Source organism: Bradyrhizobium sp. LM2.9, assembly GCF_054056555.1.
The window spans coordinates 1,124,967-1,151,069 of record NZ_JBSRYJ010000002.1; the positions used below are offsets into that span (position 1 = coordinate 1,124,967).

The following is a 26,103-nucleotide window of genomic DNA, read 5'->3' on the forward strand; positions in this document are numbered from 1 at the left end:
CAAGCCGGGCAGCCCTCTGCTTCATTAACCGAGATATCGAGAAATGATCGCGTTTGGTCCTGTGATGCGACATCAGGCGAGAGAATTGCACGTGCAACCATCGTTGACCGTGGGAGCCTGGACCATGACGCTGGATAGCAAGTTGACCGAGCCGAGCGCTGGATCTGCGACCGCGACGATCGTCGCCGACATCGCGATCGTCGGCGGCGGCCTGGCGGGATCGCTTGCGGCAGCGGTGCTCGCGCGGGCAGGGCATCGTGTCGCTCTCGTCGACAAGCGCGCGGTCTATCCGGACGAGTTTCGGGTCGAGAAAATCGGCGGCCATCAGCTGGTCATGTTGCGCAAGCTGGGTTTCCTCGATGCGCTCGACCGCGTGGCCTGCCGATATGATCAGGTGCTCAATATCAGGGAAGGCAAGGTGGTCGATGTCAGCGTCGGCCAAGCTTACGGGCTTCCCTACGCCGATCTCGTTGCCATGGCGCGCAGCCAACTGCCTGATCCGTCCAGCCTGATCGTCGACGAAGTCACTGCAGTCAATTGTAGCGACGATATCCAGCATATCGAGCTCGCTTCCGGAAGGCGCCTCGACGCGCGTCTCGTCGTTCTGGCTACGGGCATGGCGGGCGTTCTCGGCCACAAGCTCGGCATCAAGCGGCGCGTGCTGGCCGAGCGCCGTTCGGTTTCGTTCGGCTTCACGATCGCCCGCCGGGACGATGCGCCGTTCGATTTCGATGCGCTGACCTGTTACGGCGAGCGCACGGCGGACGGCATCGATTATCTCAGCCTGTTTCCCGTGCGTGCCGGTATGCGCGCAAACCTTTTCATGTTCCGCGACCCGGCCGATCCGATCATGCGCGAGCTACGCCGCGAACCGGAAGCGACGGTATTGCGCCTGCTGCCGGGATTGCGGCCTTACCTTGGCGATTTCCATGTGACCGACCGGGTGCAGAATTGGGTGATGGACTTGTCCATCGTGGAAGGACATCTCCAGCCCGGCGTCGTGCTCATCGGCGATGCGTTCCAGACCAATTGCCCCGCCGCCGGCACGGGCGTTGCCCGGCTGCTGGTGGACGTCGATCGCCTGTGCACCGAATATGCGCCGCGTTGGCTCAAGACCGAGGGCATGAGCAACGAGAAGATTTCGGAGTTCTATTCCGATCCCGACAAGGTCGCGGCGGACCAGCAGTCACTGAAGATGGCGCGCTTCCGCCAGGCCCTGACGTCCCGCAACGATATCGGTTGGGACGTGCGGCGGCGGCTGCACTTCCTGCGCCGCAGTCTCACCCACCGGGTCGATCAAATGCGGCCGGGCTGGCTCGCGCATGTTCGAAGCGCGCTACGCGCCTGAGAGCCGCACCCTGTCGGCACCTCGCGCTGGTCAGCGCGTGGGCGTCGAGGTGCGGGTCGGCAGGAGCCTGAACTCCGACATTCGCTTGGCGGCGAGTTTCAGCCAGGGCGCCTGTTTCAGGGCGAACAAGGATATGGCGCCCACGGTGCTGCCCGCCTGTGTGACCGCCCCGCACATCGGCGAAGGCTGCGCGCCGAACAGTTTCTTGTAGGGTTCGTCACCGATGGTGAAATCGAGCATCCGATCCCCGCGCTCGATGCAATCCCTCGCCACTTGCTCGAACATCAGCGCGCCCAAGGACTGGCTCTTGTATCCGGCAATGTCGAAGGCGCTCATGATGACAAGGAAGCTGCCTTGATGGCAGAGTCCGAGCACGGCGGCGATCACGTCGCCGTCCATCTTCATGGCATAAAGCCGGACAAAGGAGCCGAGACCGCGGAGCGCCATTTCGGAATAGAATCCGTAATATTCCGGGCGCTGGAGCAGGTCTCCGTCGCCTTGTGCCTGAAAGCGCGGACCGCGCAATTTTCTCATCACGTCCAGCGCCTCGATCACGGAGGCGCCGTCGTTGCAGCATGAAAAACTCAAGTCGCCCTTCTTCTGGAGCTGCCTGGACTTTTTTGCGAGCTCCTTCTGATAGGAGCGATCCATCGCACTGGCGCGCCATTGCTCGAACGGCGCAACCAGAACGCTCGCGTAGGCATTGGAGTCCATCGCGACGCGGCGGGGCGTAGCCAGGAGGTTCTCGATCGGAAGCCGTCCGTCTGGCAGCTTGGCCATTCGCAGCAGATCGAACGGGCGGATGAGGCAGCGGATTTCTGCGCAGGCACTCTCGTCCTTGAGCAGCTCGGAAAATACCTGCGGGCTGCACACCGGCGCCAGATAGTCGGAGACGCGGAGGTCGGCGAATTCGACGGTCCGTATCGGGCCGCGCCGGACCCGCAGCAAGGGCAGCACCATCGCAAGGGTGCCCGTCGGGCGGTGGCGGACCGCGACAACCAGGGGAGTTGCGCCTGCATGAGACGCGAGCCTGGTGTAGAGGGTATCCAGCCAGAGCGGATGCTGGAACGCGGTGGCGGCCGAGTTTTCAAACAGCTTCGCATAGTCCGGCGACAGGAAGTCGAATCCCTGCTCGATGGCGATGTCGAACGTGTTGCTAGGTCTGTTCATGCGCAGCCGGGGAAAACCAGATAGCTCGGGACGATCGAGCCGGATCTGTGCTTTATAGCAGGGTCGTTACGGGTGAGACACCGGCGGCGTGTGATTTGCATTAATGCTTCGAGCAACGTTCGTATCGTTACCAAATCCTTAAATTTCGCGCCCGAGCGGCCTCGTGGCGCGGAGATCGACCTGCGCTAGCAAATAATTAACCGCGCTTAAGGAAGGTCGTTTCATGGCCAGCCTGTACACCGAGGTGGATTCCGGGGCATCCGGGAGCGCGATCTGGAAGACGCGCAGCGTTGGCGCTGAGAGGATTGCCGGGGCGGCGATCAGCTGGTCGATCACCGTCAACGTGGTCGCATCGATGGGCATCTTCAACGCCGGGCTGCTGCCGGCGGAGCTGAGCTTTCTGCAGCAGGCCATAGCCATTCTGATGTGGGGTGTCCTGATCTACGCTAGTGCATTCGTGCAGCCGCGTCTGCGGTTACAGGTCAATCCCGATCTGGTGGCGCTGGTCGCATTCTACAGCTTCGCCGTTGTCTCGGTGTTCTGGTCCAGTCTGAACGTCGCAGCGATCATGAAGAGCGCTGCGCTTGCGATGACGACGTTCGGCGCATTTTGTCTCGTCACGCGCGTCGATCTGGACGAGGTCGTGAGGACCACGGCCAATGGGCTTTTCATACTGGTCGCCGCATCGGCTTTCTGCGCGATCGCCGTGCCCGACATCGGGGTCGACCACAGCTGGATGCACAATGGTCAATGGCAGGGCGTCTACGAATCCAAGCAGACACTTGGTTTCGTGGGTGCCTATCTGATGTTCCTTGCCTGCTACCGGAAGATGACGGGCCAGGGGTGGCTAGCCTTCCTCGTTATATTCCTGCTGGCGTCAACATGCGTCCTCGCGTCGGAATCGCGCGGCGCCGGTGCTGTCGCCCTGGCTGCTTGCGCAATGCTCGTGACCTCGATGTGGTCGGTCGGCTGCATGAGGCTCTATGCGCTCCTGCCCTTCGTCATGTGCATTCTGGCCGGATTACTGATCCTGTATTTTTATGCGACGGGATATGACGCCATCCATATCGGCGACGCGAGTGTCGATTTTACCGAGCGGACCTTCATCTGGCACTACGCGATAAGCCATTTTGACGATGCGCCGTTGCTCGGCTTCGGCATCAACGGCTTCTGGACGATCCCGTCGATCTACGATTATTTCGAACAGAACCACGGCTGGGTGCTCGACAATTATCACAGCGGCTACATCGCGATCCTGATGGAAACGGGATTTCTGGGGTACACGCTGTTCGCCGCGGGCGTCCTGCTGTTCTCGCACAAGATCCTCCATCTCATTTCCGCACGCACGATCGACCGATCGCACTGTGCTCTCATCATCGGATTCGTCGTCCTCAGCTTTCAGACCAATTTCACGGAGACGACATTCCTTCGCTCGACGATGTTCACATCGGTGCTCCTGGTGGGGTTTTTCTTCGCGACGTGCAGACCGGTGCGATCGACGGAATTGCAGTCTTTACCAATGGATGCAGGATGACCGCCGTACGCGCTCGTTGGCCGAGAAGCTTCAATCTCGCAGCAACGGCATTTTTCTTTGCTTCGCTGTTGTCCCACGCCCATGGGGCCGAGCAGCCCGCCTCCCGCGATATGCCAAAACTGGGTCGCGGCATCAACATTCTCGGCTACGATGGAATCTGGGAAGGTGGCCAAAACGCGCCATTTCGCCTGAACAATTTGACCGCAATCAAGAAGGCCGGGTTCTCGCACGTCAGGATCAATTTTTTCGGCTTCAAGTTCATGGGCCCAGGGAACGTCCTGGACGAGATCGTCCTGAGGCGGCTCGACGCCGTGATCGAGGACGTCCTTGCAAGGAAACTCGTTCCCATCGTCGATGAGCACGATACCCACCTTTGCCAACGCGACGTTTCCGAATGCGGCGAGAAGCTCAGAGCGTTCTGGCGGCAGATCGCCGAGCGCTATGCCGGAAAGTATCCGGCGCTCGTCTTCGAGGTCTTGAATGAGCCTGGTGGAGAAATGACGTCCGCCAGCTGGAATTCGCTCCTCAACGAATGTCTCGGCATCATCCGCCGCACCAATCCCGAACGGCCGGTCATTGCCGCCGTCCTCAACACGGATGAGATCCCGGTCGACGAACTGGCTCTGCCGGCCGACGACAGGCATCTCATCGTCACGTTCCATTATTACGCGCCGATACGGTTCACCCATCAGGGCGCGCCCTGGTCTCCGACGTTTTCGCGGATCGGGCCCCTGGATTGGGGCAGCCCGGACGACGAAGCGAAGGCGGCCGCCGATTTCAAGAAGATGAGCGTATGGGCGGTGAAAGAGAAGCGTCCGGTTTATCTCGGTGAGTTCGGAGTGTACGAGCGTGCGCCATCCGACAGTCGCGAGCGCTATTTGTCGTTCGTGGCGAGAAGCGCCGACAGACTTGGCTGGGCATGGGCCTACTGGCAATTCGATCACGACTTCGCGGCCTTCGACAGCGCACGTCAGGCCTGGAAGCCGGGCATCCTGCGCGCCCTGATGCCGCCAACACGTTGAAATCGCGCGCCCGATTCTTCTGCACAGTTTGCTGCACCTCCGAGCTTGCCGCAAATATCAGCCAGATCGCGATTGCCTTCAGGCGACAGTGAGAAAGTCAGCTCGGCGAGGTGGGTTGCGTCAAGCGGAACCAATTCACCTCGCGGAAGGATTGTCGCGCTGAGACCCGTCGGGCAAAACACTCAGCACCCCGTCAATCCCTTCCGACAAAAATATTCCACTTTACCGAAATTCGGAATTGGCGTATGTGTCGCCCATCCCGGCTCACCCTTGAGGGGCGACCATGTGTCGTGATGGTCGTAGAGCCGGGCTTGCGGTGGACGCGACAGCGTCGGGTGCGAGAGGCGTGGGCAGGGCGGATTGCTCTCCGTGAGCCCGAGGCTTCGTGCCGACGAGCGGCGCTGTCAGGTTCGTCTCGTCATCAGGTCGGCGGCAACGTGCACAACGCCGTCGAAACCGGTGGCGACAGGCGAGCCGTGCGTACGGCAAAACCGTGTGGTCCTGGCCGTCGTTGCTACGGTCAAGCCTTTGCGGATGCGGCATTCGCGTCAACCGGCGCGGTGTCCGCGACTTTCGTGAAGACGAGGGAGGCCAACAGGAACTCGGCTCCCGGGAGAGCACGGCATAAGCCGTAAAGCCACTGCGCAGGGAAGGCCGTGTGTTGGGCTTCACCTGTATGCTGCTGTGCGGTTTCCTTGCGCTACCTTTCGCGCAGCGGACCGTGGGTGCCAGCCGGCACCCGGCCTTCCCTGCGCCCTCCTGGACAAGAGGGTGGAGCGACAACGCAAAGCTCGGGCGGCATGCGTCGCGAGAAGGCAGCCGTGCGTCCGAAGCCTGCGCAGACGCTCGGGCACCGATGTCTTGTCCCTAACGCTAGGGACAGACACGTTCCTCCGGTCCGCTTACGGTGGTCCGCCCGGTTGCTCAGGACCGCAGGAGCAAGCGCGTATGTCGGACGAAAGCGGACGAGGAGGAGACAGGACATGAAGATCGGTTTCGCGCGAGCTTCGATTCTTGTGGCATGCGTCCTTTATGGAAATACGGCGAACGCGGAGATTAAAATTGGAGTTGTGATCTCGGCAAGCGGCCCGGGATCCGCGCTGGGGCAGCCGCAGCTCAAGACGGTTGCAGCTCTTCCGAAAGAGATCGCTGGAGAGAAGGTCACCTATATCACCCTGGACGACGAATCAGATTCGACCAAAGGGGTTCAGAACGCACGCCGCCTCGTGATCCAGGACAAGGTCGACGTGCTGGTCGGCTCCTCGCTGACCCCGGTGACCATGCCGATGCTGGATATCGCGCTCGAATCGAAGACGCCGCTGCTGTCGCTCGCCGCCGCTACCGCGATAGTTCAACCGATGGACGAGAAGCGCGCCTGGGCCTTCAAGGTCGTTCCCAATGATGACCTCATGGCGGCCGCCATCCTCAAGCATATCGCGAAATCGGGGGCGTGAAGACGCTCGGCTATATCGGCGTTTCGGATGGGTACGGCGAAGGCTACTACAAGGAGGTGAGCCGCCTCGCGCCCGCTCTGGGTCTGACCGTGACCACACATGAGGTCTATGCGCGCGCAGACACGAGCGTCACCGGTCAGGCGCTCAAGGTGATGTTGACCAATCCCGATGCCGTCTTCATTGCTTCCGCAGGAACTCCGGCGGTCTTGCCGCAGCAGGCGCTCCGCGAGCGCGGATACGCTGGGAAGATATTTCAAACACACGGCGTGGCCAGTGAGGAGTTCATCAAGCTCGGGGGCGCGAACGTCGAAGGTGCCGTATTTGCAGGCGAGGCCTTTACCATTGCCGCCGATCTTCCCACAGGAGATCCGTTCCGTCGCTCGACGGAGGAATTCGTGACCGCGTATGAAGCGGCGAACGGGCAAAAGCCCAACATGTTCGCTGCCCACCTTTGGGATGTCGTCGCGCTGATTGGAAGAGCTGCACCGGATGCGCTGAAGACGGCAAAGCCCGGCACAACCGAATTTCGCGCGGCTCTGCGGGACGCGCTCGAGCGCGGGCAGAACATCTATCTCAACAATGGGCTGTCGAACATGAGCAAGGCCGATCACAACGGCTACGACGAACGCTCCGCCTTTCTGATCAAGGTCGAAGGCGGGAAATTCCGGCTGGCAAAGTAGCGGCGCCCGGACGGAACCTTCGCCGGATTATTGCGGTTCGATTCTGGCGGCCTTGATGATCTTTCGCCATTTGGCGGTCGCACTAATGAACATCAGCCCCGATCAGGAGCGTATCCGCATCGATATTTTCCTGCGCGACAATCTGCCCTGACTTAGAGTCGCTTGCGGAGTGCATCAGAAGCTCGCGGCCATTGCGGCCAGGCGTTGATGGGCTCGTTCGCGGGAAGCCTCGATGGGCTGTAGCGGTCCGATGGTTGGCCCGATCGGTACGAAACGGACATTGCTGATCCCGACAAAACGCAAAATTTCGCGCAGGTACGGCGTTGCCATGTCGATGCGACCGCGGTTCATTCCGGTGGCGAAATCGCTGCCACTGGCGATGATGACGATGGTCGGCCGGTCCTTCAGCAACGGGATATATCCCAGGGATGGGTCGAACCGGAAGGTGAGCCCGGGCTGGACGATAACGTCGAACCATTGCTTGAGCTTATAGGGAATGCTGAAGTTCCACATGGGAGTCGAGATCAGCACCCGATCGGCAAGCGCCAAGCGGAGCGCCACACGCTCGGCCTCCGCAAAGCTGTCCCGTTGCGCGTCGTTGAAGGCTTCCGCCTTCATCCGTGCATATTTGGCCTCGACGATAGGGCCCGAAAATTCCGGCAGCCGCTCCCGCCAGAGATCCATGACATCGACGTCCCAATCGGGCCGGGCTCGGCGAAAGCCGTCAACGAAGACGTGTGCGCTGGCGCTCGACCAGGAGTCGCTGCGGGGCGAGCAGGACAGGTGCAGGAGCTTTGCCACCGCTCATCCCAGCGCTTTGATGACTGCATCGGCCTTGGTCACGACGGCAACGTTTTGCATGGCGAAGTTGATCGATGCGGCGTGCCAATCGGCGTTCATGGTGGAGCAGCAATCCTCAGGAACTACCATGAAGTAACCCTTGTCGGCACCGGTCCGTGCTGTGTGCTCGACCGACATGTTGGTCCAGGCGCCGGTGTTGATGATCATGTCGCGGCCGGTGGCTTTCAGGATCGTTTCGAGCCGTGTGCCCTCCCAGGCGCTCATTCGCACCTTCTCGACCACGAAATCGCCGGGCCGTGGCTCGAGACCTGACACCGGCGCGGCCCCCCAGCTTCCGCGCACCATCGCCTTGCTGTCGACGAGACCCTCGAACAGCGGCGCATTCAGCGTCACGCCGGGCGCGCCCGCTTCGACCACGAACCAGACATGGATGATGGCGACGCCGCGGGCCCGCGCAGCTTCCGCAAGACGCCGGACGTTTTCGACGACTTGCTGCTGCTTCGCGTGACCTGGTGCGCCGGAATCGGCGAATGCGCCGCCGTCCATGATGACGTCGTTCTGGAGATCCTGGATGATCATGGCACAGCGTCGCGGGTCGAGCTGCATCTCGCCGTCGGCCACGATCGGGGCTGCTGGCGCGGTGCCAGTGCCTGTACCGCTGCCACTCCGCCGTCCGCTCATATAGGGCTCATGACGCGGGCCGACCTTGGTCGGGATCGCGTAGACCGAATGCGTCGAAGTCAGATAGAGGGTGCGGAAATCCGGCCCGCCCCAGGCGAGGTTGGCGGCCAGTTCAGGCACGCGGAGTTTGCCGAGCAGCTCGCTCCGCGGCGAATAGACCCAGATCCCGCCGGGTGCAGTGACCCAGACATTGCCGTGCTGGTCGCACTTCATGCCGTCGGGCAAGCCGGGCTCGAGCTCGGAGCGGATGCCGCTCGCGAACACACGCGCACCAGACAGCGAGCCGTCGCCGTTGACGTCGAATACGCGGATCAGTGCCTGCACGGTGTCGTTGACATAGAGCAGTTTCTCGTCGGGCGAGAAGCACAGCCCGTTCGGCTGGTCGAATAGATTGCGGTCAACGACCAACTTCGGGTCGGCGCCGGGCACGACGCGATAAACGCCCTGGAAGCCGAGCTGCCTCGGCCGCTCGACGCCATAGACCGGCATGCGGCCATACCAGGGATCAGAGAAATAGATCGCGCCGGAGGAGTGCACGCAGACGTCGTTGGGGCTGTTGAGCTCCTGTCCCCCAAAGTGCGAGGCCAGCACCTCGCGCCGTCCGTCCGGCCGCTCGCGGATCAACGACGATGTCGCGTGCTCGCAAACGATCAAATTGAGCTCGGCGTCATAGGTCATGCCGTTGCATTTGTTCGACGGCCGTTTGACTTCGGCGACGCCGCGCCGCGCATCCCAGCGCCGGCGCACGTCCCCCGGCATGTCCGAGAACAGCAGATAATGATCGACCGGATGCCAGATCGGTCCCTCCGTGAAGTCAAAACCGGTGCCGGACCTGCGCGACCGGCGCGTAGGGGTCGATCAGGGTCTCGAATTCGGAGCGCAAGGTGACGTGCGTCATCGTCCATCCTCTGGTGTCTAGGCCGGAAACCAGTTGCGCTGGGGCACAGATTGCACGATCGGTCCGGGGACCTGGTCGTGTAGCCGGCCGACGACGTTGCCGCCTTCGATCTTGGCGGGACGGTCGTGGACCGGCAGGAGATAGCGCGAATTGCTGAGCAGCTTTTTGATGGCGGCCTTCTCGGCGCGCTTGGTGGTGCCGTGGTTGCCGGTGGTGCGCGGCTCCCAGTCGTGGATCTCGTTGAAGGGCGTCACGATCTGGTCGTTGAAATCATAGATGACGTCGCCGCAGATGGTGGCAATGCCGTCGGCGGTCTCGACGATGATGTTCATCGAGCCCTCGGTGTGCGCATTCGCTGCGTCGCAGTAGACGCCCGGCATCAGCTCGATGGGACCCGTGATCTCGAGGTCGAGAAGGCGCAGCGCGCTCTTAGGTGTGCAGCCGGTCGATCAGATGCTTGATATCCGGCGCCGGATATTGCGGATGCATCAGGCCGGACACGGAATACTCGAGCTCGCGGCGGTTGACGACGACGGTCGTGTTCATCGGGAACAGATCGTCCTTGCCGGCGTGGTCGATATGCAGATGGGTGTGGCAGACGAAGCGCACATCGCCCATGCGCACGCCGTGCCGCGCAAGCTGGTTCTCGATCATGTGCTCGTGATACTGCAGGCCGCGCATCCCCAGCGTTTCCATGATCTGGTTGGAGCGGTAACCCGTATCTACCACGACCGGATATTTGCCGCCGAGGATCAGGAACCCGAGGGTGAGGACACGGCGGGTGCGGCCGCAGTCGTGGCCGAGAACCAGAAAGCTCGATTCCAGCTCGATATCGCCATAGTCCAGGATCTTGATTTCCAGCGGCATTCCGTCCCTCCCTGTGTCCGTTCTCGTTCGTTTCCTCAGCGCTCAGAGCCGATAGACGCGCACGGCGGTGGTCTTGAAAATGGCTTCGCGCTGATCATCTCGCAGCGGCGCTGCGGCGGCACGGAACGCGTCGATCAGCTCGCGATAACTGGTCCACAATTTCTCGATTGGAAAATTAGAGCCGAACAGGCAGCGTTCGGCGCCGAAGATCGCAATCGTGTCGGTCAGGACGGATGCGATATGTGCGGGGTCGTTGCGGTGGATGAAGGTTCCGAGCCCCGACAGTTTCGACACGACGTTCGGGCAGGCGGCGAGGCGGGCCATCCCGGCGCGCCACGCCGCGCGACCTGAGGGTGAAAGGTCCTCCAGCATGCCGGCGTGCTGGAGAATAAAGGTCACTTTGGGACAAGCTTCCGCAAGGTGTGCGGCGTCCGGCATCTGCGGCGTGAACACCTGGAGGTCAAAACTCAAGGCATAATCCGCAAGGCGGGCGATGTTGCGCCGTACCACGGGATCGGTGCAGAGATCGGGGCGGGCCGCAAAGCGATAAAGCGGGTTCTCGTGCCAATGAAGTTGCATGCGGACGCCGCGTACGAGGGAATAGCGCTTCAGGCGGTCGAGTTGCGGACGCACGTCGTCCACTGAGAAATCGGCATAAGCCACGATAGCATGCGGCCAGCCGTGCTCCTCGGCGGTCTGCTGCACCCAAGCGGCCTCGTCCTCGAAGCGGTCATTGGACCAGTTGGTCTGGACATAGACCGAGCGGGTGACGCCGCTGCCTTTGAGGTCGCCGAGATATTCCTCGATCGGGTAATCGCGTCGGATCGGCTCGTATGGACCGAAGATGCGCGGCTGCATCGAGCCGACCAGCCAGGGCAGGTCGGCCTGGCGCCAGATATGATGGTGCCCATCGACGATGTCGGTCACGCAACTCTCCTTTGTCCCAGCGCCAGCACATGCGCGACGATCGACGCGCTCGATCCGCCGTCGACGAGGTCGTCGACGAACCGTTCGATTGCGACCAGCGCTTCGGTCTGCGGACGAAAGCCGGGACCGGCCGCGAGCGGGGCGTCAGCCAGCTCACGCGCCACGCACGGCGCGACAGTTTCGCTACCGCATCGCGCAGCGCATCGAGTTCGCCCCGCTCCAGACCGTCGGAAATGATGATCACGGCGGCGCCGCGCGCATATCCGCCGAAGCGGGGTATAGCGAGAAAGGCCTGAAGCGCGTCGCCGATTCGGGTGCCGCCGTCCCAGTCGCTGACCAGATAGGCTGCGGCGTTGAGCGCCTGCTCGCGGCGCCTGAGACGTAACGGGCGGGTGATACGGGTCAGCCGCGTGCCGAAGGTGAAGACCTCGACATTGGGCGCCGCCTGCACCAGCGTGTGCGCGAGCTTCATATTCTCTTCGGTGCGGGTCTTCATCGAGCCGGAGACGTCGATCAGGAGCAGCACCTTGCGTGGGCGCTGCCGACGCTTCAAACGCCCCAGCCGAAGGATTTCGCCGTCGCTGCGTACAGAGTCACGCAGGGTGCGGCGCAAATCGGCGTAGGGCCCCCGGCGGGCTCGCATGCGGCGATGGCCGCGCCGCTTCGGCAGGCGCCTGGGCGCCTCACGGGACAGCCGGCGCAGCGCATCAGTGGTCGAGAGCTGCGCAAAGCGGCGCTCGACCAGGGCTTCCGCGCGCGCTGCTGCGAGACCGGACTCGTTGGCCTCGTCCGACAACAACGGCTCATCGTCTCCACGGGCCTCCTCTTGCAGCCGAACAGTCTCGTCGTCCTCCCCGTCGTCGACGCGCTCGATTGCCTCGTTTCCGCGAAAGTGCAGATCGAAAAGCCGGTCGAACGTGGCACGACGCTCCGGCGGAGGCGCCAGTGTTGCGAGGGCTGCCTGCCGAATGTCTTCGAGGCTGCGTGGGCCGAGCAGCTGGATCGCGGCCAGGAACGAGGTCGTCTGTTCCGGTGCGACGGCAAACCTGTTCGTTCGCAACAGCCCTACGAAGGAGATGAAGACACGCGCAGCGCGCGGCAGTTCGGGTTCGGTGCTCATGCAGAGGCCTCCGCCAGCAGGGCATCGAGGCGCGGCGAAATGAAGTGCAGATCCTCCTCGTCTTTCAGCGCAACGCCGATCGAGCGCCTGAAGGCATCGGGCCAGCGCGCGCCGCTCTTGTGCAGCAGCGTGGCGGCTTCAGCCCAGTCGACGGCCTCGGCGATCCCCGGCGCCTTGCTGAGCGGCTCGCGCCGCAGCTTCTCAACGGCTGCGACGACGGCCCGCGCGGTCCCCTCGGCGACGCTGGAGGCCCGCATCATCACGATGCGTGCTTCGCGCTCGGCGGAAGGATAGTCGATCCAGTGATAGACGCAGCGTCTCCGCAAGGCCTCATGAAGATCCCGCGTGCGGTTTGAGGTCAGGACGACGACCGGGCGCTCCGAGGCGCGTACCGTACCGCGCTCCGGGATCGAGATCTGGAAGTCGGACAGAAACTCGAGCAGGAAGGCTTCGAACTCCTGGTCGGCGCGATCGATTTCGTCGATCAGCAGCACAGTCGAGTCGGGCGCGCGCAGCGTCGCCAGCATCGGCCGTTCGATCAGAAACGCTTCTCCGTAGATATCGATGCTCTCATCGCCGGCCTGGCGGATGGCGAGCATCTGGCGCGGATAGTTCCATTCGTACAGCGCGGCGGACGCGTCGATGCCTTCGTAGCATTGCAGGCGGATCAGCCGGCGGCCGAGGACAGCGGCAATGGCTTTGGCGGCCTCGGTCTTGCCGACGCCCGGCGCACCTTCGAGCAGTAATGGCTTGCCGAGTGCCAGACCGAGATAGGCTGCGGTCGCCAGCCCCTCGTCGGCGAGGTAATAGGCCGCCCGAAGCGCCTTCTCCAGTGCCTCGGGGCTATCGATGCCGACGATGTTGCTGCGGACGGCCATCAAAACCTCAGCGCCGCGCCTGAGGGCGTGCGCCGCCCTCGGCCTTGATCGCGCGCAGCACTTTCTCCGGCGTAATCGGCAGGTCGTCGATGCGGACGCCGACGGCGTTGAAGATGGCGTTCGCGACGGCCGGCAATACCGGATTCGCGCACATTTCGCCGGGGCCCTTGGCGCCGAAGGGGCCATCGGGAGCGGGGCGTTCCAACACGGCGATGTCGTGCGGGCAGATGTCGCCGGGGCCAGGCATGACATATTCGACGAAGTCGCGAGGGCCGTGGATTGGGTCGGGATAATAGGGTTCGGGCGTCTCGTAGAGCGCGTGACTGACGCCCATCCAGGCGCCGCCGACAAGCTGTTGCTCGACCAGGCGCGGATTGAGCGCACGGCCGAGCTCGTAGGCAGAATCCATGCGTATCATCGTGACCTCGCCGGTCTCGTCGTCAACCTCGACCTCGGCGACAAGACAGGCATGGGCGTAGCAGGTCGCCGGCGACATCTCGCCAGTCTCGGGATCGACGTTGGATAGAGGCACCAGGAAGATGCCACGGCCCGCGATGGTCTTGCCCTGTTTGAACTGCGCGGCGATGGCGACGTCCTTGGTGGAGATCGAGCGGTGCGGTGCGCCCTTGACGTGGATGTTGCCACGCCCGTCGGTTTCGAGATCGGCGGCATTGACCTCGAGCTCCTCGGCGGCGGCCTCCATCATCACGCCGCGCGCCTCGCGCGCCGCCGCCATCACGGCATTGCCGACGCGATGGGTGCCGCGCGAGGCGAACGAGCCCATGCAATGCGGGCCCGTGTCGGAATCGGCGGTGTCGACATAGACGTCCTCGACGGGCACGCCGAGCGTCTCTGCGCAGATCTGCCGCGTCACCGACTTCATGCCCTGGCCGAGGTCGATCGACGACAGCGCCACGGTGAACTTGCCGCTTGGATTGGAATGGACCAGGGCCTGGCTGGGATCGCCGCCGAGGTTCATGCCGATGGGATAATTGATCGATGCGATGCCGCGTCCGCGATGTCGGGTCATCTCAACGTCTCCTGGTGCCGAACACGGATGAGAAGCGGCCCGCCCCATGCGAGGGCGACGCCGGTCGCGGTGACGGCGGCGGTGCGGGTGGTGGCGGCTCGCGCGGTGGTTCGCGCGACGCGGCCGTTGGCAGGCGATCATAGCTCGTGCGCTGCTGCGCCGGCGCGGTTGTCCCCGCGTTGGTGTCGGCAGGCGTCCGCGGGATGGCGGCGCGGCTGCCGCCACCGTCCTTGCGGGAGGAGGCGCGCTTGAACTCGTCGCGGATCGGCCATTTGGCTTTCTCGGCCGCGACCTGGACGCACTCGATCAGCGCCGTGTTCTTGGCCTCGCGCCGATGGGCCTTCATGTCGCCGTCGCGATAGGCGTTGAGGATGCGGAACTCCATCGGGTCCATGCTGACGAGATGCGCCAGCTTGTCCATCTGGCACTCGATCGCAAAATCCATTGCAGTGACGCCGAAGCCGCGCATTGCGGTCGCCGGCGTGCGGTTGGTGAAGACGCAGTAGACGTCGCCATAGACGTTCGGGATGGTGTAGGGCCCGGGCAGGTGGGCTGCGCATTTCACCGCGGCATAGCTCGAGAGCCGCGTATATGCGCCGCTGTCGAAATATGCCCGGATCTTGCGAGCGACGACACGGCCGTCGCGCATCACGCCGTCCTTGATGTAGATGCGCTCGGCGCCGCGCGGCGGGCCATATTGCATCTCTTCTTCGCGTCCGAACACGTAGCGCACGGGACGTCCCGTCAGCATCGCGCCCAGGATGCATAAAGGTTCGGTGAGCGTGTCCACCTTGCCGCCAAAGCCGCCGCCGACGGTGCCGCCAATGAAATGAAAAGTGTTGGAGGGGACGTCGAGGATCTTGGCGCAGGTGTCAACCGAGAAGAACAGCGCCTGCGTCGACGTATAGACGACATAGCGGCCGTTGGTGTCGGGCGCCGCGATCGATCCGTTGGTTTCGGTCGGCGCGTGCTCGATAGGCGACATCTGGTAGCGCTGTTCGAGCACGTGATCGGCGGTCGCGAGGGCGGCATCGGCGTCGCCGAAGCGGAGTTTCTGGTGGTCATAAACGTCGTGGTAAATGAAGGCATTCTTCGGATAAGTATCGTTGACGATCGGCGCGCCGGCCTTCAGCGCATCTTCGACGTCGAACACGGCCGGCAGGGGCTCATAGTCGATCCGCACCTTCGCGATCGCCTCGAAGGCCTCGCGCTCGCTGTCGGCGACGATGGCCAGGATCGGTTCACCCTTGTAGCGGACCTTGTCGATGGCCAGCGACGGTTCGTCGTCCTTGCCGAAATTGATCAGGCTCAAGAGCGTGTTGAGATTGCGGGGCACGTCGGAGCCACGGATGATCCGGCGCACGCCGGCTGAGCGCTCGGCGTCCGCGGTGTCGATTCTCCGGATTCTTGCATGCGAATGGGTCGAGCGGACGACTTTCAGGTGCAGCATGCCCTGGAGCTTGTGGTCGTTGAAATAGCTCGACGTGCCCGTGACATGGCCGAGCATGTCCTGGCGCTGGGTGCCCTTGCCGATCTCCTTGAGATTGTCGTCGCGCTCGTCGGCGAAAATATCCTTGCGCAATTCCAGCATGGTCTGGTCCCTTAGGCGCTTGCCCGGCCGCCGGAGGCGGCGAGGATGGCGTTGATGATCGGCTCGTAGCCGGTGCAGCGGCAGATGTTGCCGGAGATCGCCTCGACGACTTCGGCGCGACTCGGAGAGGGATTGCGGTCGAGCAACGCCTTGGCCGCCATCAGCATGCCCGGCGTGCAATAGCCGCACTGGGCGGCAAAATTCTCGGCGAAGGCGCGTTGCAGCGGATGGAGGTTGGGTCCCTGCTTCAGGCTATCCAGCGTCTCGACGGAGCGGCCGGCGACGGTCTCGGCCAGCGTCAGACAGGAGAGATGGAGCTCGCCGTCGATCAGGACACTGCACGTGCCGCAGCCCCCTTGTCCGCAGCCGAACTTCGGCGTCATGTCGCCGATCAATTCGCGAAGCGCCACGAGCAGGTTGGTTCCGCCATCAACGAAAATGGCGACATCGCTGCTGTTGTGACGAAATTGCAGGGCAGTCTTGGCCATACGATCTATTCCTGACCCAAGAGAAGACGACGCAGATGCACGCCGACGATCTCGCGGCGGTACCAGGCGCTACTGAGCGCGTTGTCAGACGGCGATGTCCCTTCCGCGGCTGCAGCGGCTGCGGCCTCGACAGTCGCGGCGTCGAGCGAGCGGCCTTCCAGCGCGCGTTCGGCCGTCCGCGCACGTATTTGCGTCGGCGCCATCGATCCCAATGCAATGCGCGCCCCGGCGATCCGTCCGCCACTGATCGGCAGATGTGCGGCGAGCGTGATGATCGAGCCGCCTTTGGGCTTGATCCGTGCGATCTTGCGGTAGTGAAAAGCTTCTGCGCTTGTCGGCCGCGTGCAGGATACCGACAAGACGAGCGTGCCCGCCTGCCTCTCGCGCGATTGCAAAAACTCCTCAATCGGAATGTCGCGCGATCCGAAGCCGCCTTGCAGGGTCACCGTGGCATCGAGTGCAAGCAGGGCGACGGTGAAATCACCATAGGGATTGGGCGCGAACAGATTGCCACCCACCGTACCCATGTTGCGGACCGCCGGGCCACCAATCGAGCGGGCAGGGGCGTGTAGGAAAGCGAGGTCGCGCTCGCCCAGAATCCGGGCGAAAGTTACGCCAGCACCCAGGGTGATCCGCGGGCCGGATGGCTCGATGCGCGTCAAGGCTTGGTCATTGGCGCGCACGACGGTCGAGAGCGAGATGTCGCCTTCGTTCAGTGCGCGCATCACGAGCGTGCCGCCGCCGAGATAGCGCGCGTTGCGATCGGACGACAGCGCGGCGGCGGCCTCGCTTGAACTCGTGAAGGTCTTCACCGTCACAGTCATGTTGACACAGCCTCCTTGAGGTGCCGGCGGATCGCTTCGAATCCCGCCTGGTAGATGTCTTCCGCGACCATGTGGGTGATGCGGTCCTTGTCTTCCGGCCGCGTCGAGAAGCGGGATTCCCAGTGCCAGAAGGTGCGGTCGCCGTCCGTCACGGGCAGCAGGCGGACATGGGCCACGTAGTTGAACATCGGGACCGGCGTATCGAGCAGGGCAATAGCTGAAGGTCTGCTCCAGATCCGACAGCGTCAGCAACTGCTCGCGCAGCTCCGAGCCGTCCTGCAGCTTGAAGCGCCTGACACAGCCGATCTTGTCCGAGGCCTGCGCACGCTCGATCGTGGAGGCCGCGACCGCCGGATGCCAGCGATCGTGCCCGTTGAAATCGCGCAGCACGGCCCACACGGAGGCGGTCGGCGCATCCAGGACCGTGCTCTTGACGACATGCGGCACGGCGCTCACCCTCCGAACTGGCGCTTGAGGGCGTCGAAGCCGCCCTGGAACACGCCGCCGCCGATATTTCCGACGAGTTCCGCCTCCCGCTCGGGTGCGCAGTCGAACTCGGCGGTCCATTCCATGAAAGTCTGGTCGCCATCCGTGACCGGCGTCAGCCGTAGCGTCGCGACGTAGTTCTCGACCCCCATCGGGGATTCGAGGATCGAGTAGGTGCAGAACATGTCGTAATCGGACAGGCCGAGCAGCTTTTCCCGGATACGATCGCCGTTGCGCAGGCGAAAATCCCTGACGCAGCCGATCTTGTCGGAGGGCTCGCCGCCCTCGATGCGACTTTCCGCAATCGCGGGATGCCAGTTCGGCAGACCGTTGAAGTCGCGCACCCGCGCCCAGACGCGGTCGTTGCGCGCGTTGACGACGGTTGAGACGTAGACGCGGGCCATGGTGCGACCTCAGCCCTTCTTCCGGGGGCTGCGCTCGGCGGGCGGCTCGCCGTCGGCCGAAGGCGAGGGCGCAGCAGCCGGCTTCTCGCCGCCACCGCCGCCTTTGCGCGCGGACTCCTTGATGCCCTGCATGTCGCGCGCTTCCCGGATCAAGCCTGGCATCTTGGCGAGGCTGCCGCCTTCGACGCCGATGTCCGCCAGAAGCGAGTCGATCAGCGGCGCCTGGACGCGGTAACGCAGCGCCGAGTCGATCACCTCGTCGGTGGCGCTGCGGCCGCCATTGCCGCCATGGCCGTTGCCGTTGAGGCCATCGACCTGAAGGATGCGGATGCCCTCGATCTTCTCCATGGGCTTGACACTCTCGCGGACGATGCCCTCGATGCGGTCGAGCAGCTTTCTGCGGAACAGCGAGTAGCGTGCCTGGTCGGTCAGTACATTTTCGGCCTCGTTGAGCATACGCTGCGCCTCGGCCTCGACCGCGGCGCGGATGCGCTCGGCTTCCGCGGCAATTCGCGTTTCCTCAGCCTGCTTCTCGGCGATCAGGATCTCCACGGTCTTCCGGCGCTTCGCGATCTCGCTCTCGCGCGCGGTGATGACGCGCTCGGTGGCTTCGGTCGCATGCACACGCGCCTCCTCGGCCGAGGTTTTGGCCGCGGATTCCTCCAACGACTTCAGGTGGATCGCAATCGCCTTCTCCATCAAAACGGTCTCGACCTCCTTCTCGCGATTGATTTCGAGTTTGCGCAGCTCGCGCTCGCGGCCGATGCGGGCCTCGTCCAGGCCGCGATCGGATGCGATGCGGGCGCGCTCGACCTCTTCGCGCGCGGCAATCTCGGACTCCTGGAGCGACTGGACGCGGGCGACCTCGAGCTGTTCGATCGAACGGCGGCGTTCGATCCGCGCCGCCTCCAGCGCTTGCTCGCGCGAGACGTCCGTGGTCTCGAGCTCCTTGCGTGCGACGATCTCGGCCTGCTTAACTTGGCGGTCGGCGTCGATGCGCTCGGACTTCTTGGTCGAGAGCGCAATGACGCGGTCCTCATCCGCGATCTCGATCGCCTTCTTATGCTCGATATTGAGCACCTCGCGTTTCCTGGAGGAAGTGATCCGCTCGGCTTCGAGCGCGAGATCGACGCCGATGCGCTGTCGCTCGATGGCGTCGCGACGCTTCAACTCGGCGGCCTCGAGCACGGCGGTGCGCTCGATCTCGAGCGTGCGCGTGTCACGCTCGGCCTGAATACGCTCGGCTGCAACGGACTTCTCCTGCGCAATCCGGGCGGCCTCGATGGCTTCGCGGGAGGCAATGTCGGCTTCCTCGACGACGCGGTTGCGGGCGATCTCCAGGGAACGAACACGTTCTTCCTGGGTGATGCGGGCAGCTTCCGTCGCTTCGCGCGCTGCAACCCCTGCGACTTCCAGCGTCTGGTTGCGTTCGATCTCCAACTGACGGGTATTCTGCTCGGCCGCGATGCGCTCGGCGGCGAGCCTGTGCTCACGGGTGATGCGCGCGCTCTCGACGGCGCGCTGCGCCTCAATCTCGGCTTCCTGGATAATACGCACCTGCTGGATCTCCAACGCGCGGGTGCGCTCATCAGATGCGATACGCTCGACATTGACGATCATGGTCTGGGCGATGCGGGCCTTTTCGGTCGCCTCGCGGGCGGCGATCTCGGCTTCGTCCACCGCGCGGGTCCGCTCGATCTCGCGGCGCCGGGTCTCCTCCTCGTTGGCGATGCGGGCGTCGGTCACCACGCGGTCTTGCTGGATACGCGCTTTCTCGATCGCCTCGCGGGCGGCTATCTCGGCTTCCTCGATGGTCCGCATCCGCTCGATTTCGCGCTGGCGCACCTCGCGCTCGGAGGCGATGCGGCTGGTATCGATCGAGCGCTGGTTGGCGATCCGGGTCTTCTCGATCTCCTCCCGTGCGAGCAACTCCTTCTCTTCGATGGTGCGTGTGCGCTCGATCTCCCGCTGACGGGTCTCACGCTCCGAGGCGATGCGGGCTTCGGCGATCGCCTGGTCGTTGGCGATGCGCGCCTTCTCGATAGTCTCGCGGGCGGAAATCTGCGCCTGCTCGGCTTCGGTCTCGCGCAGGGCCCGCTCACGCGCGACCTCGGTGCGTTGCAGGGCGCGGCGCATCTCGATGTCGCGCTCCTGCTCGAGGCGCGCCGTTTCGCTTTCGCGCTCGATCTCAAGGGCCTGCCGCTCTGCCTCCAAATTTCGGGAGCGGATCTTGATCATCGAATCCTGCTCGATGTCGTTGCGCAGCTTGCGCTTCGCCTCGATGTCCTCCATCAGGCGTGTCAGACCTTCGGCGTCGAAGCGGTTCGAGGGGTTGAAGAATTCGAGATCGGTCTGGTCGAGATCGGTGATCGCGACCGATTCCAGCTCGAGTCCGTTCTGGGCGAGGGCCTCTGCCGCGTTCGCCTTGAGGCGGGCGACGTACTCACCGCGCTGCTCGTGCATCTGTTCGAGGGTCATCTCCGAGGCAACGGAACGAATAGCTGAGATGAATTTTCCGGCAAGGAGGGCGTGGAGCTGTTCGGGTTCCATGGTGCGGCGGCCGAGCGTGGCGGCCGCGATGGACACGGCTTCGCGGGTCGCCTGGACGCGGACATAGAAATCGGCCTCGATGTCGACGCGCATGCGGTCACGGGTGATCACAGCGTCCTGCCGGGAGCGCACGATGCCCATCGGCTGCACGTTCATGTTGACCGGCGTGTAGTCGTGAATGAAAGGCAGCACGAACGCGCCGCCGTTGATCACGACGCGCTCACCGAGCAGGCCGGTCCGGACGAATGAGGTCTCCTTGGACGAGCGGTGATAGAGCCAGTTCACGATGTAGACGCCGACCACGATCACCACGACCGCGACGATCAGCCAGAGGATCAATTCACCGACTAAAGTCCCTGACATGTTTCTCTCCCTCGTCCTTCCGGCGTTATCGCGCGCCGATCGCCTTGAATTTGCGCACCTGATCCGTCAGCGCCCGCTCGACCGGCAGCCGCTCCATCGAGGAGGCGCCGTAGAAGCCGTGGCAGTGGCGCGTGTTCCTCATGATGAAATCGGCATCGTCCGGATCGGCAATCGGTCCGCCATGAGCGAGCACCAGAATGTCTGGATTGACGCTGAGCGCGGCGGAGGCCCAGGTGTCGATGTGCGCTGGGCAATCCTTCAGCTTGAGCGCGGTCTGCGCGCCGATGGTGCCCCCGGTCGTCAGGCCTAGATGACAGACGATGATATCTGCGCCCGCGATCGCCATCGCGGCGGCTTCCTTCTCGCTGAAGACGTAGGGTGTCGTCAGCAGATCCTTCTCACGCGCCTTTGCGATCATGTCGATCTCCAGCGCATAGGACATGCCGGTCTCTTCGAGGTTGGCACGGAACACACCGTCGATGAGGCCGACGGTCGGAAAGTTCTGCACGCCGGCGAAGCCGAGCGCCTTCAACTGATCCAGGAAAAGATCCATGTCGCGGAACGGATCGGTTCCGTTGACGCCTGCGAGCACTGGCGTCCTGGTTACGACGGGCAGCACTTCGCCGGCCATTTCCAGCACGATTGCGTTGGCGTCGCCGTAAGCCATCAATCCCGCGAGCGAGCCGCGGCCGGCCATGCGGTAGCGACCGGAATTGTAGATGACGATGAGGTCGACACCGCCGGCCTCCTCGCATTTGGCCGACAGGCCGGTGCCTGCGCCGCCGCCGACGATGGGCTCGCCGCGCCTGGCCATGTCGCGGAATCGTTTCAACAGTGCTGCGCGTTCAAACCGGGCCATCGGTCACCTCGCTAGTCTCCGGCGCGCCCCGGTGCGGCCGAACAATGTTCGGAACGCGCCGACAATGGTGGAGGCGAACTCGGGATCGTTGATGTTTTTGGAGACGCGGATGAGCTGACGGTTGGCGGTCTGCCGCACGTTCCGCTCCAGCGCGCGGAACAGCGCCGCATCGGCGTCCGGATCCCAGAATGGCTGTCCTCTCGCGTCGAGCGCGGAGACGCCGCCCTCGGGCAGGAAGAAGCGCACCGGGCCGTCCATCCGGTTGAGCCGATCGGCGACCCATTGCCCCATGCGCTCGTTCTCCTCCGCCGTGGTCCGCATCAGGGTGACCTGCGGGTTGTGGACGTGGAATTTCCTGCCGCGGTAGCGCTCCGGGATGGTCTCGGGGGCACCGAAATTCACCATGTCCAGTGCGCCAACCGAGCCGATGAAAGGCACCCGGCTGCGGATGATGGCGCCAAAGCGGTCGTCGGTTGCCGGGAACACGCCGCCCATCAGGAGATCGCCGACCTCCGTGGTCGTGAGGTCGATGACGCCCGCGAGCTGTCCGGAATCGACGAGCTTCTCCATTGAGCGGCCGCCAACGCCGGTGGCGTGGAAGACGATGCACTCGAAATCCCCGCCGAGGCCGGCCGCGATCTTCTGTACCGCCGGCGTCGTGACACCGAACATGGTGATGCCGACCGACGGCAATCCGCTGTCGCCGCGATCCTTGCGTGCATGCTGTTCGAGGCGCGCCTTGACCATGCCGGCCAGCGCGTTGGCGCCATTGGCGAGCACGGCGCGTGAAATCGAGTTGAGGCCCTGCACGTCGGCGACCGAATGCATCATGGTGATGTCCGCGGCGCCGACATAGGGCCCGACGTCGCCGGAGGCGACGGACGAGATGATCAGCTTCGGCACCCCGACAGGAAGAGTCCGCATACCCGGTGCGACCAGTGAGGCCGCGCCCGAGCCGCCCGCCGAAATCACGCCGGCAACATTGCTCTGGCGCCGCAGCCAGCTGGCGAAGGCCTCGGCCATCGCGGTGACGGCGGCGCCGCGGTCCGGATCCGAACACCGCCGATCCGCCCCGACCATGATTCAAGGCGATCTCCTGAGCGGAGACGTCGCTGGCCGCGTGCCTGCCGCTGGTGGAGACATCGACCAATCGCGTGCGCAGGCCGGCCCCGGTGATGATGTCGCGGACGAAGCGGAGCTCCGTGCCCTTGGTGTCGAGCGTACCGACGACGAGCACGACCGGGTGGCCCTGCGTTTGCGCCGCGACCGGTTCGCGCCTGCGCCGTGCCGTCTCGTCGAGACGTATCGCCTGTGTCGAGAACGTACGGGCGGCCGCCTCGATGTGAGCGATCGGCACCGGCTGCGACCAGCGCGTCGGCGGCGTCGGGTTCGACATGTAGATGCGGATCGCGCCGCCTGGGCGCGCTTGCCGCGGGGCGGGCTTCGCCTCCGTACCCGCGGGCACGTCGAGGTCGAGCTCGAGCTCGGCGTGCAATCCGACGCCGAGCAGGCGCTGCTGCAGTTCGCGGTCGGCGGCCAGCCGCGCCGAATCGATGATGCGGTTGACGCGACCGTTGACCATGATGGCGACGTTGCGCGACACGGCGGTCGCCACGCCAATATTCTGCTCGATCACGAGGACGGACATGTCGCCGTCCTCGCCAAGCTGTAGCAGCATCTCCTCGACCTGGGCGACGATAACAGGCGCAAGCCCCTCGGTGGGCTCGTCCATGATCAGGAGCCGCGGGTTGGTGAGCAATGCGCGCGAGATCGCGAGCATCTGTTGCTCGCCGCCGGAGAGTTGGCCGCCGCCGTGATTCTTGCGCTCGGCCAATCGCGGAAACGTCTCGTAGATGCGCTCGACTGTCCAGGCGCCGCGGCGCAAGCCTGCAGCAAGCTGCAGATGCTCGTCGACGCTGAGCGAACGCCACAGGCGCCGTCCTTGCGGGACGTAGCCGACGCCGAGTCGGGCTATGTGGGCGGGCGGCCGCCGGGTGATATCATCGCCGCGGACTCGGATCGAGCCGCCGCTGACCGGCGCCAGCCCCATGATGGCCTTGCACAGAGTGGTCTTGCCCATGCCGTTGCGGCCGACGACCGAGAACACGCCGGCCTCGAGCGTCAGGTCCACGCCCTGCAGCGCATGCGAATGGCCGTAGTAGATGTCCAGGCCGCGGACTTCGAGCGCGGCTGCGGATCGGCGGGCCTCACTCATGGCCGCCTCCGAGGTAAAGCTCCTGCACCTCGGGATCGGACTCGATCTCCTGCGGACGGCCTTCCTTGAAGATACGCCCGTTGTGCATCATCGTGACGCTCTCGACGACGCGCAGGGCCACGTCCATGTCGTGCTCGATGATGATGTAGCCGATATGCGCCGGCAGCGAGGTCAATATCTCGATCAGCTCGGCACGCTCGGTCGGCGACAGTCCTGCGGCCGGTTCATCGAACAGGACGAAGCGAGGCGCGCCGGCAAGCGCCAGTGCGATCTCGAGCTGGCGCTGCTGGCCATGTGCGAGTTCGGCAACGTGCTGATCCTTCACGCCCATGAGATGGACGGCCTGCACGAGATTTTCGGCCGCGTGCATCAGCGCGTCGTTCTGGCCGGGGCGGAGAAACGAGAAACGCCCCCGTGAGACGCCGCGGCAAGCGAGATAGACATTGTCCTGGACGGTGAGGCCGGGGAACAGCGCGGAGATCTGGTAAGTCCGGCGCAGGCCGCGGCGGATTCGCTCATAGGGCGGGAACTGCGTGACGTCCTCGCCGAAGAAGCGGATGGTGCCGGAAGAAGGCGGGAAGTCGCCGGTGATGCAGTTGAACAGCGTGGTCTTGCCGGCGCCATTGGAGCCGAGCACGGCGCGCCGTTCGCCGGGGCGGACGGTAATGGTGACGTCGGTGAGCGCCGCGAGCGCGCCGAACATGCGCGTCACGCCGCGAAGCTCCAGCGCTGCGCCGGCACCGACGGCAGAGAGGCGTTGCGCGACGCTATCCATGGCTGGATCCTTGGCCAGATCCTTGGCCAGATCCTTGGCCAGATCCTTGGCCAGATACTCGGCCACGTCGGCCGCTTGAACTGACCGCGCCGGAACGTTGGCGCTGCCGCCAGCTCTGCCAGAGCCCGATGACGCCGTCCGAGGACCAGAACACGATGGCGAGGAAGCCAAGGCCGATCAGGAGCCGGAAGCGGTTGCCGTCGAGCCCCAGCTTGACCAGGAAGTCGAGGGCGAAGGTGCGCAGCAGCACGAAGATCAGCGCGCCGATAAAGGGACCGATGGGCCGCGTGATGCCGCCGACCACTGCGATGATGAGGATATCGATGCAGGCTGCAACGCTCACGGATCCCGGCGAGATCTGTCCGTAATTCCAGACTTGGAGCACCCCGGCCAGCGCCGCGACAAAGGACGCGAAGGCGTAAGCCGCGACGCGGTGCGCATTGACGTGGAAGCCGAGTGCCGCCATGCGGCGGGGATTGTCGCGCACGCCTTGCAGCGCCAGGCCGAACGGGGCGCGAGAGATGTAGTCGACGGCGAAGTAGCAGAGTGCGGCAACCGCGAGGACGATATAGTAGTAGGGAATGTCGGCGCGCCAGTTGACGCCCCAGAAATGCGGCGTGGCAACGGTGTTGATGCCGGTATGACCGTTGAAGATCGCCCAGTTCTGGTTGGTGAAATAATAGAACGCCGCGCCGATCGCGAGCGTGATCATGATGGTGTAGATACCTTCAGTGCGCACGGCCAGCGCGCCGCCCAGCGTGCCGAACATGGTCGCCAGCGCGAGTGCCATCGGAACCGCGAGCCACCACGGCCAGCCCAGGCTGATATTGGCGTTGCCGCTGACGCCGAACACCGCGACCATATAGGCGGAGAAACCCGCGATGGTGAGCTGCATCAGGCTGACCATGCCGCCATAGCCGGCAAGAAACATCAGACTCAGCGCCATGATTCCGAGAATCAGCGCGGTGGCGAAGATCTCGATCAGGAAGAAGCCGTTGGCGATCAGCGGCATGATCAGGAGAATGGCCGCGACGGTCCAGGCCGCTGGATTGTCGATCTCCGGCCATCCACGCAATTTGGAGCCCTGAACCGCAGCCGTGGGACGAACCGTGACGTGGGCGTCGTGAGCGAGGGACAT

At 64.1% G+C, this 26,103-nt stretch carries 16 protein-coding genes and 6 pseudogenes; 4 read left to right on the forward strand and 18 right to left on the reverse strand.

Going from position 1 to position 26,103, the window contains the following annotated elements:
• The first annotated feature begins 124 nt into the window (after positions 1-124).
• A complete protein-coding gene (locus tag ACVWW3_RS06665; protein ID WP_456650541.1) occupies positions 125-1,348 on the forward strand; it encodes an FAD-dependent oxidoreductase in 1,224 nt (407 codons plus the stop codon).
• A 30-nt stretch (positions 1,349-1,378) separates the two neighbouring features.
• Here ACVWW3_RS06665 and ACVWW3_RS06670 read toward each other — a convergent pair whose 3' ends face one another.
• A complete protein-coding gene (locus ACVWW3_RS06670) occupies positions 1,379-2,518 on the reverse strand; it encodes a GNAT family N-acetyltransferase (protein WP_456671910.1) in 1,140 nt (379 codons plus the stop codon).
• Positions 2,519-2,741: 223 nt separating this feature from the next.
• Here ACVWW3_RS06670 and ACVWW3_RS06675 point away from each other — a divergent pair, with 223 nt between their 5' ends.
• The 3 genes and pseudogenes from ACVWW3_RS06675 to ACVWW3_RS06685 all read left to right on the forward strand — a co-directional run bounded on the left by ACVWW3_RS06675 (position 2,742) and on the right by ACVWW3_RS06685 (position 7,208).
• Entirely contained in the window at positions 2,742-4,052 is a 1,311-nt protein-coding gene (locus ACVWW3_RS06675) for an O-antigen ligase family protein (protein WP_456650539.1), read from the forward strand.
• Positions 4,049-5,074: a glycoside hydrolase family 5 protein gene (locus ACVWW3_RS06680; RefSeq protein WP_456650538.1), complete on the forward strand. Its 1,026-nt coding sequence runs from the start codon at positions 4,049-4,051 to the stop codon at positions 5,072-5,074. Before ACVWW3_RS06675 ends, ACVWW3_RS06680 begins: the two co-directional genes overlap by 4 nt.
• A 983-nt stretch (positions 5,075-6,057) precedes the next feature.
• Positions 6,058-7,208, forward strand: a pseudogene (locus ACVWW3_RS06685) (ABC transporter substrate-binding protein).
• Between the two features lie 174 nt (positions 7,209-7,382).
• Here the strand turns inward: ACVWW3_RS06685 and ACVWW3_RS06690 are convergent.
• The 17 genes and pseudogenes from ACVWW3_RS06690 to ACVWW3_RS06770 form a co-directional block, all read right to left on the reverse strand.
• Positions 7,383-8,009 (reverse strand): FMN-dependent NADH-azoreductase, encoded by a 627-nt coding sequence (locus ACVWW3_RS06690; RefSeq protein WP_456650537.1) that lies wholly within the window; start codon positions 8,007-8,009, stop codon positions 7,383-7,385.
• Positions 8,010-8,012: 3 nt separating this feature from the next.
• A pseudogene (locus ACVWW3_RS06695) lies at positions 8,013-9,588 on the reverse strand (isochorismatase family protein).
• 17 nt (positions 9,589-9,605) lie between these two features.
• Positions 9,606-10,455, reverse strand: a pseudogene (locus ACVWW3_RS06700) (MBL fold metallo-hydrolase).
• Positions 10,456-10,497: 42 nt separating this feature from the next.
• Entirely contained in the window at positions 10,498-11,382 is an 885-nt protein-coding gene (locus ACVWW3_RS06705) for an amidohydrolase family protein (protein ID WP_456650534.1), read from the reverse strand.
• Positions 11,379-12,502 (reverse strand): annotated as a pseudogene (locus tag ACVWW3_RS06710) (vWA domain-containing protein). Before ACVWW3_RS06710 ends, ACVWW3_RS06705 begins: the two are co-directional and overlap by 4 nt.
• Positions 12,499-13,380 (reverse strand): AAA family ATPase, encoded by an 882-nt coding sequence (locus ACVWW3_RS06715; protein ID WP_456650532.1) that lies wholly within the window; start codon positions 13,378-13,380, stop codon positions 12,499-12,501. The pseudogene ACVWW3_RS06710 and the gene ACVWW3_RS06715 overlap by 4 nt, the downstream one beginning before the upstream one ends.
• A 7-nt stretch (positions 13,381-13,387) precedes the next feature.
• Complete coding sequence (locus tag ACVWW3_RS06720) at positions 13,388-14,410, reverse strand: xanthine dehydrogenase family protein molybdopterin-binding subunit (protein ID WP_354044086.1); 1,023 nt, start codon at positions 14,408-14,410, stop codon at positions 13,388-13,390.
• 1 nt (position 14,411) lies between these two features.
• Entirely contained in the window at positions 14,412-16,001 is a 1,590-nt protein-coding gene (locus ACVWW3_RS06725; protein WP_456650531.1) for a xanthine dehydrogenase family protein molybdopterin-binding subunit, read from the reverse strand.
• A gap of 11 nt (positions 16,002-16,012) precedes the next feature.
• Positions 16,013-16,489, reverse strand: coding sequence for a (2Fe-2S)-binding protein (locus tag ACVWW3_RS06730; RefSeq protein WP_354044079.1), 477 nt, complete (start codon positions 16,487-16,489; stop codon positions 16,013-16,015).
• A 5-nt stretch (positions 16,490-16,494) separates the two neighbouring features.
• Complete coding sequence (locus ACVWW3_RS06735; RefSeq protein ID WP_456650530.1) at positions 16,495-17,313, reverse strand: FAD binding domain-containing protein; 819 nt, start codon at positions 17,311-17,313, stop codon at positions 16,495-16,497.
• A pseudogene (locus ACVWW3_RS06740) lies at positions 17,310-17,760 on the reverse strand (SRPBCC family protein). The gene ACVWW3_RS06735 and the pseudogene ACVWW3_RS06740 overlap by 4 nt, the downstream one beginning before the upstream one ends.
• 5 nt (positions 17,761-17,765) lie before the next feature.
• The gene (locus tag ACVWW3_RS06745; RefSeq protein WP_456650528.1) at positions 17,766-18,203 is read right to left on the reverse strand and encodes an SRPBCC family protein; all 438 of its coding nucleotides are present in this window, start codon (positions 18,201-18,203) and stop codon (positions 17,766-17,768) included.
• A 9-nt stretch (positions 18,204-18,212) separates the two neighbouring features.
• Positions 18,213-21,116: a flotillin domain-containing protein gene (locus ACVWW3_RS06750; protein ID WP_456650527.1), complete on the reverse strand. Its 2,904-nt coding sequence runs from the start codon at positions 21,114-21,116 to the stop codon at positions 18,213-18,215.
• 25 nt (positions 21,117-21,141) lie between these two features.
• The gene (locus tag ACVWW3_RS06755; RefSeq protein ID WP_247340947.1) at positions 21,142-21,975 is read right to left on the reverse strand and encodes a phosphoenolpyruvate hydrolase family protein; all 834 of its coding nucleotides are present in this window, start codon (positions 21,973-21,975) and stop codon (positions 21,142-21,144) included.
• A 3-nt stretch (positions 21,976-21,978) separates the two neighbouring features.
• A pseudogene (locus ACVWW3_RS06760) lies at positions 21,979-24,190 on the reverse strand (Tm-1-like ATP-binding domain-containing protein).
• Positions 24,183-24,965, reverse strand: a complete 783-nt coding sequence (locus ACVWW3_RS06765) for an ABC transporter ATP-binding protein (RefSeq protein WP_247340943.1) — start codon at positions 24,963-24,965, stop codon at positions 24,183-24,185. The pseudogene ACVWW3_RS06760 and the gene ACVWW3_RS06765 overlap by 8 nt, the downstream one beginning before the upstream one ends.
• On the reverse strand, positions 24,958-26,103 hold the full coding sequence (locus ACVWW3_RS06770) for a branched-chain amino acid ABC transporter permease (protein WP_456650525.1): 1,146 nt from the start codon (positions 26,101-26,103) through the stop codon (positions 24,958-24,960). Before ACVWW3_RS06770 ends, ACVWW3_RS06765 begins: the two co-directional genes overlap by 8 nt.

Excerpts from the sequence above, each read along its gene's own strand:
- ACVWW3_RS06665 (WP_456650541.1), top strand. The coding sequence starts at position 125 with ATGACGCTGGATAGCAAGTTGACCGAGCCGAGCGCTGGATCTGCGACC.
- ACVWW3_RS06670 (WP_456671910.1), bottom strand. The coding sequence starts at position 2,518 with ATGAACAGACCTAGCAACACGTTCGACATCGCCATCGAGCAGGGATTC.
- ACVWW3_RS06675 (WP_456650539.1), top strand. The coding sequence starts at position 2,742 with ATGGCCAGCCTGTACACCGAGGTGGATTCCGGGGCATCCGGGAGCGCG.
- ACVWW3_RS06680 (WP_456650538.1), top strand. The coding sequence starts at position 4,049 with ATGACCGCCGTACGCGCTCGTTGGCCGAGAAGCTTCAATCTCGCAGCA.
- ACVWW3_RS06715 (WP_456650532.1), bottom strand. The coding sequence starts at position 13,380 with ATGGCCGTCCGCAGCAACATCGTCGGCATCGATAGCCCCGAGGCACTG.
- ACVWW3_RS06720 (WP_354044086.1), bottom strand. The coding sequence starts at position 14,410 with ATGACCCGACATCGCGGACGCGGCATCGCATCGATCAATTATCCCATC.
- ACVWW3_RS06725 (WP_456650531.1), bottom strand. The coding sequence starts at position 16,001 with ATGCTGGAATTGCGCAAGGATATTTTCGCCGACGAGCGCGACGACAAT.
- ACVWW3_RS06730 (WP_354044079.1), bottom strand. The coding sequence starts at position 16,489 with ATGGCCAAGACTGCCCTGCAATTTCGTCACAACAGCAGCGATGTCGCC.
- ACVWW3_RS06735 (WP_456650530.1), bottom strand. The coding sequence starts at position 17,313 with ATGACTGTGACGGTGAAGACCTTCACGAGTTCAAGCGAGGCCGCCGCC.
- ACVWW3_RS06745 (WP_456650528.1), bottom strand. The coding sequence starts at position 18,203 with ATGGCCCGCGTCTACGTCTCAACCGTCGTCAACGCGCGCAACGACCGC.
- ACVWW3_RS06750 (WP_456650527.1), bottom strand. The coding sequence starts at position 21,116 with ATGTCAGGGACTTTAGTCGGTGAATTGATCCTCTGGCTGATCGTCGCG.
- ACVWW3_RS06755 (WP_247340947.1), bottom strand. The coding sequence starts at position 21,975 with ATGGCCCGGTTTGAACGCGCAGCACTGTTGAAACGATTCCGCGACATG.
- ACVWW3_RS06765 (WP_247340943.1), bottom strand. The coding sequence starts at position 24,965 with ATGGATAGCGTCGCGCAACGCCTCTCTGCCGTCGGTGCCGGCGCAGCG.
- ACVWW3_RS06770 (WP_456650525.1), bottom strand. The coding sequence starts at position 26,103 with ATGTCCCTCGCTCACGACGCCCACGTCACGGTTCGTCCCACGGCTGCG.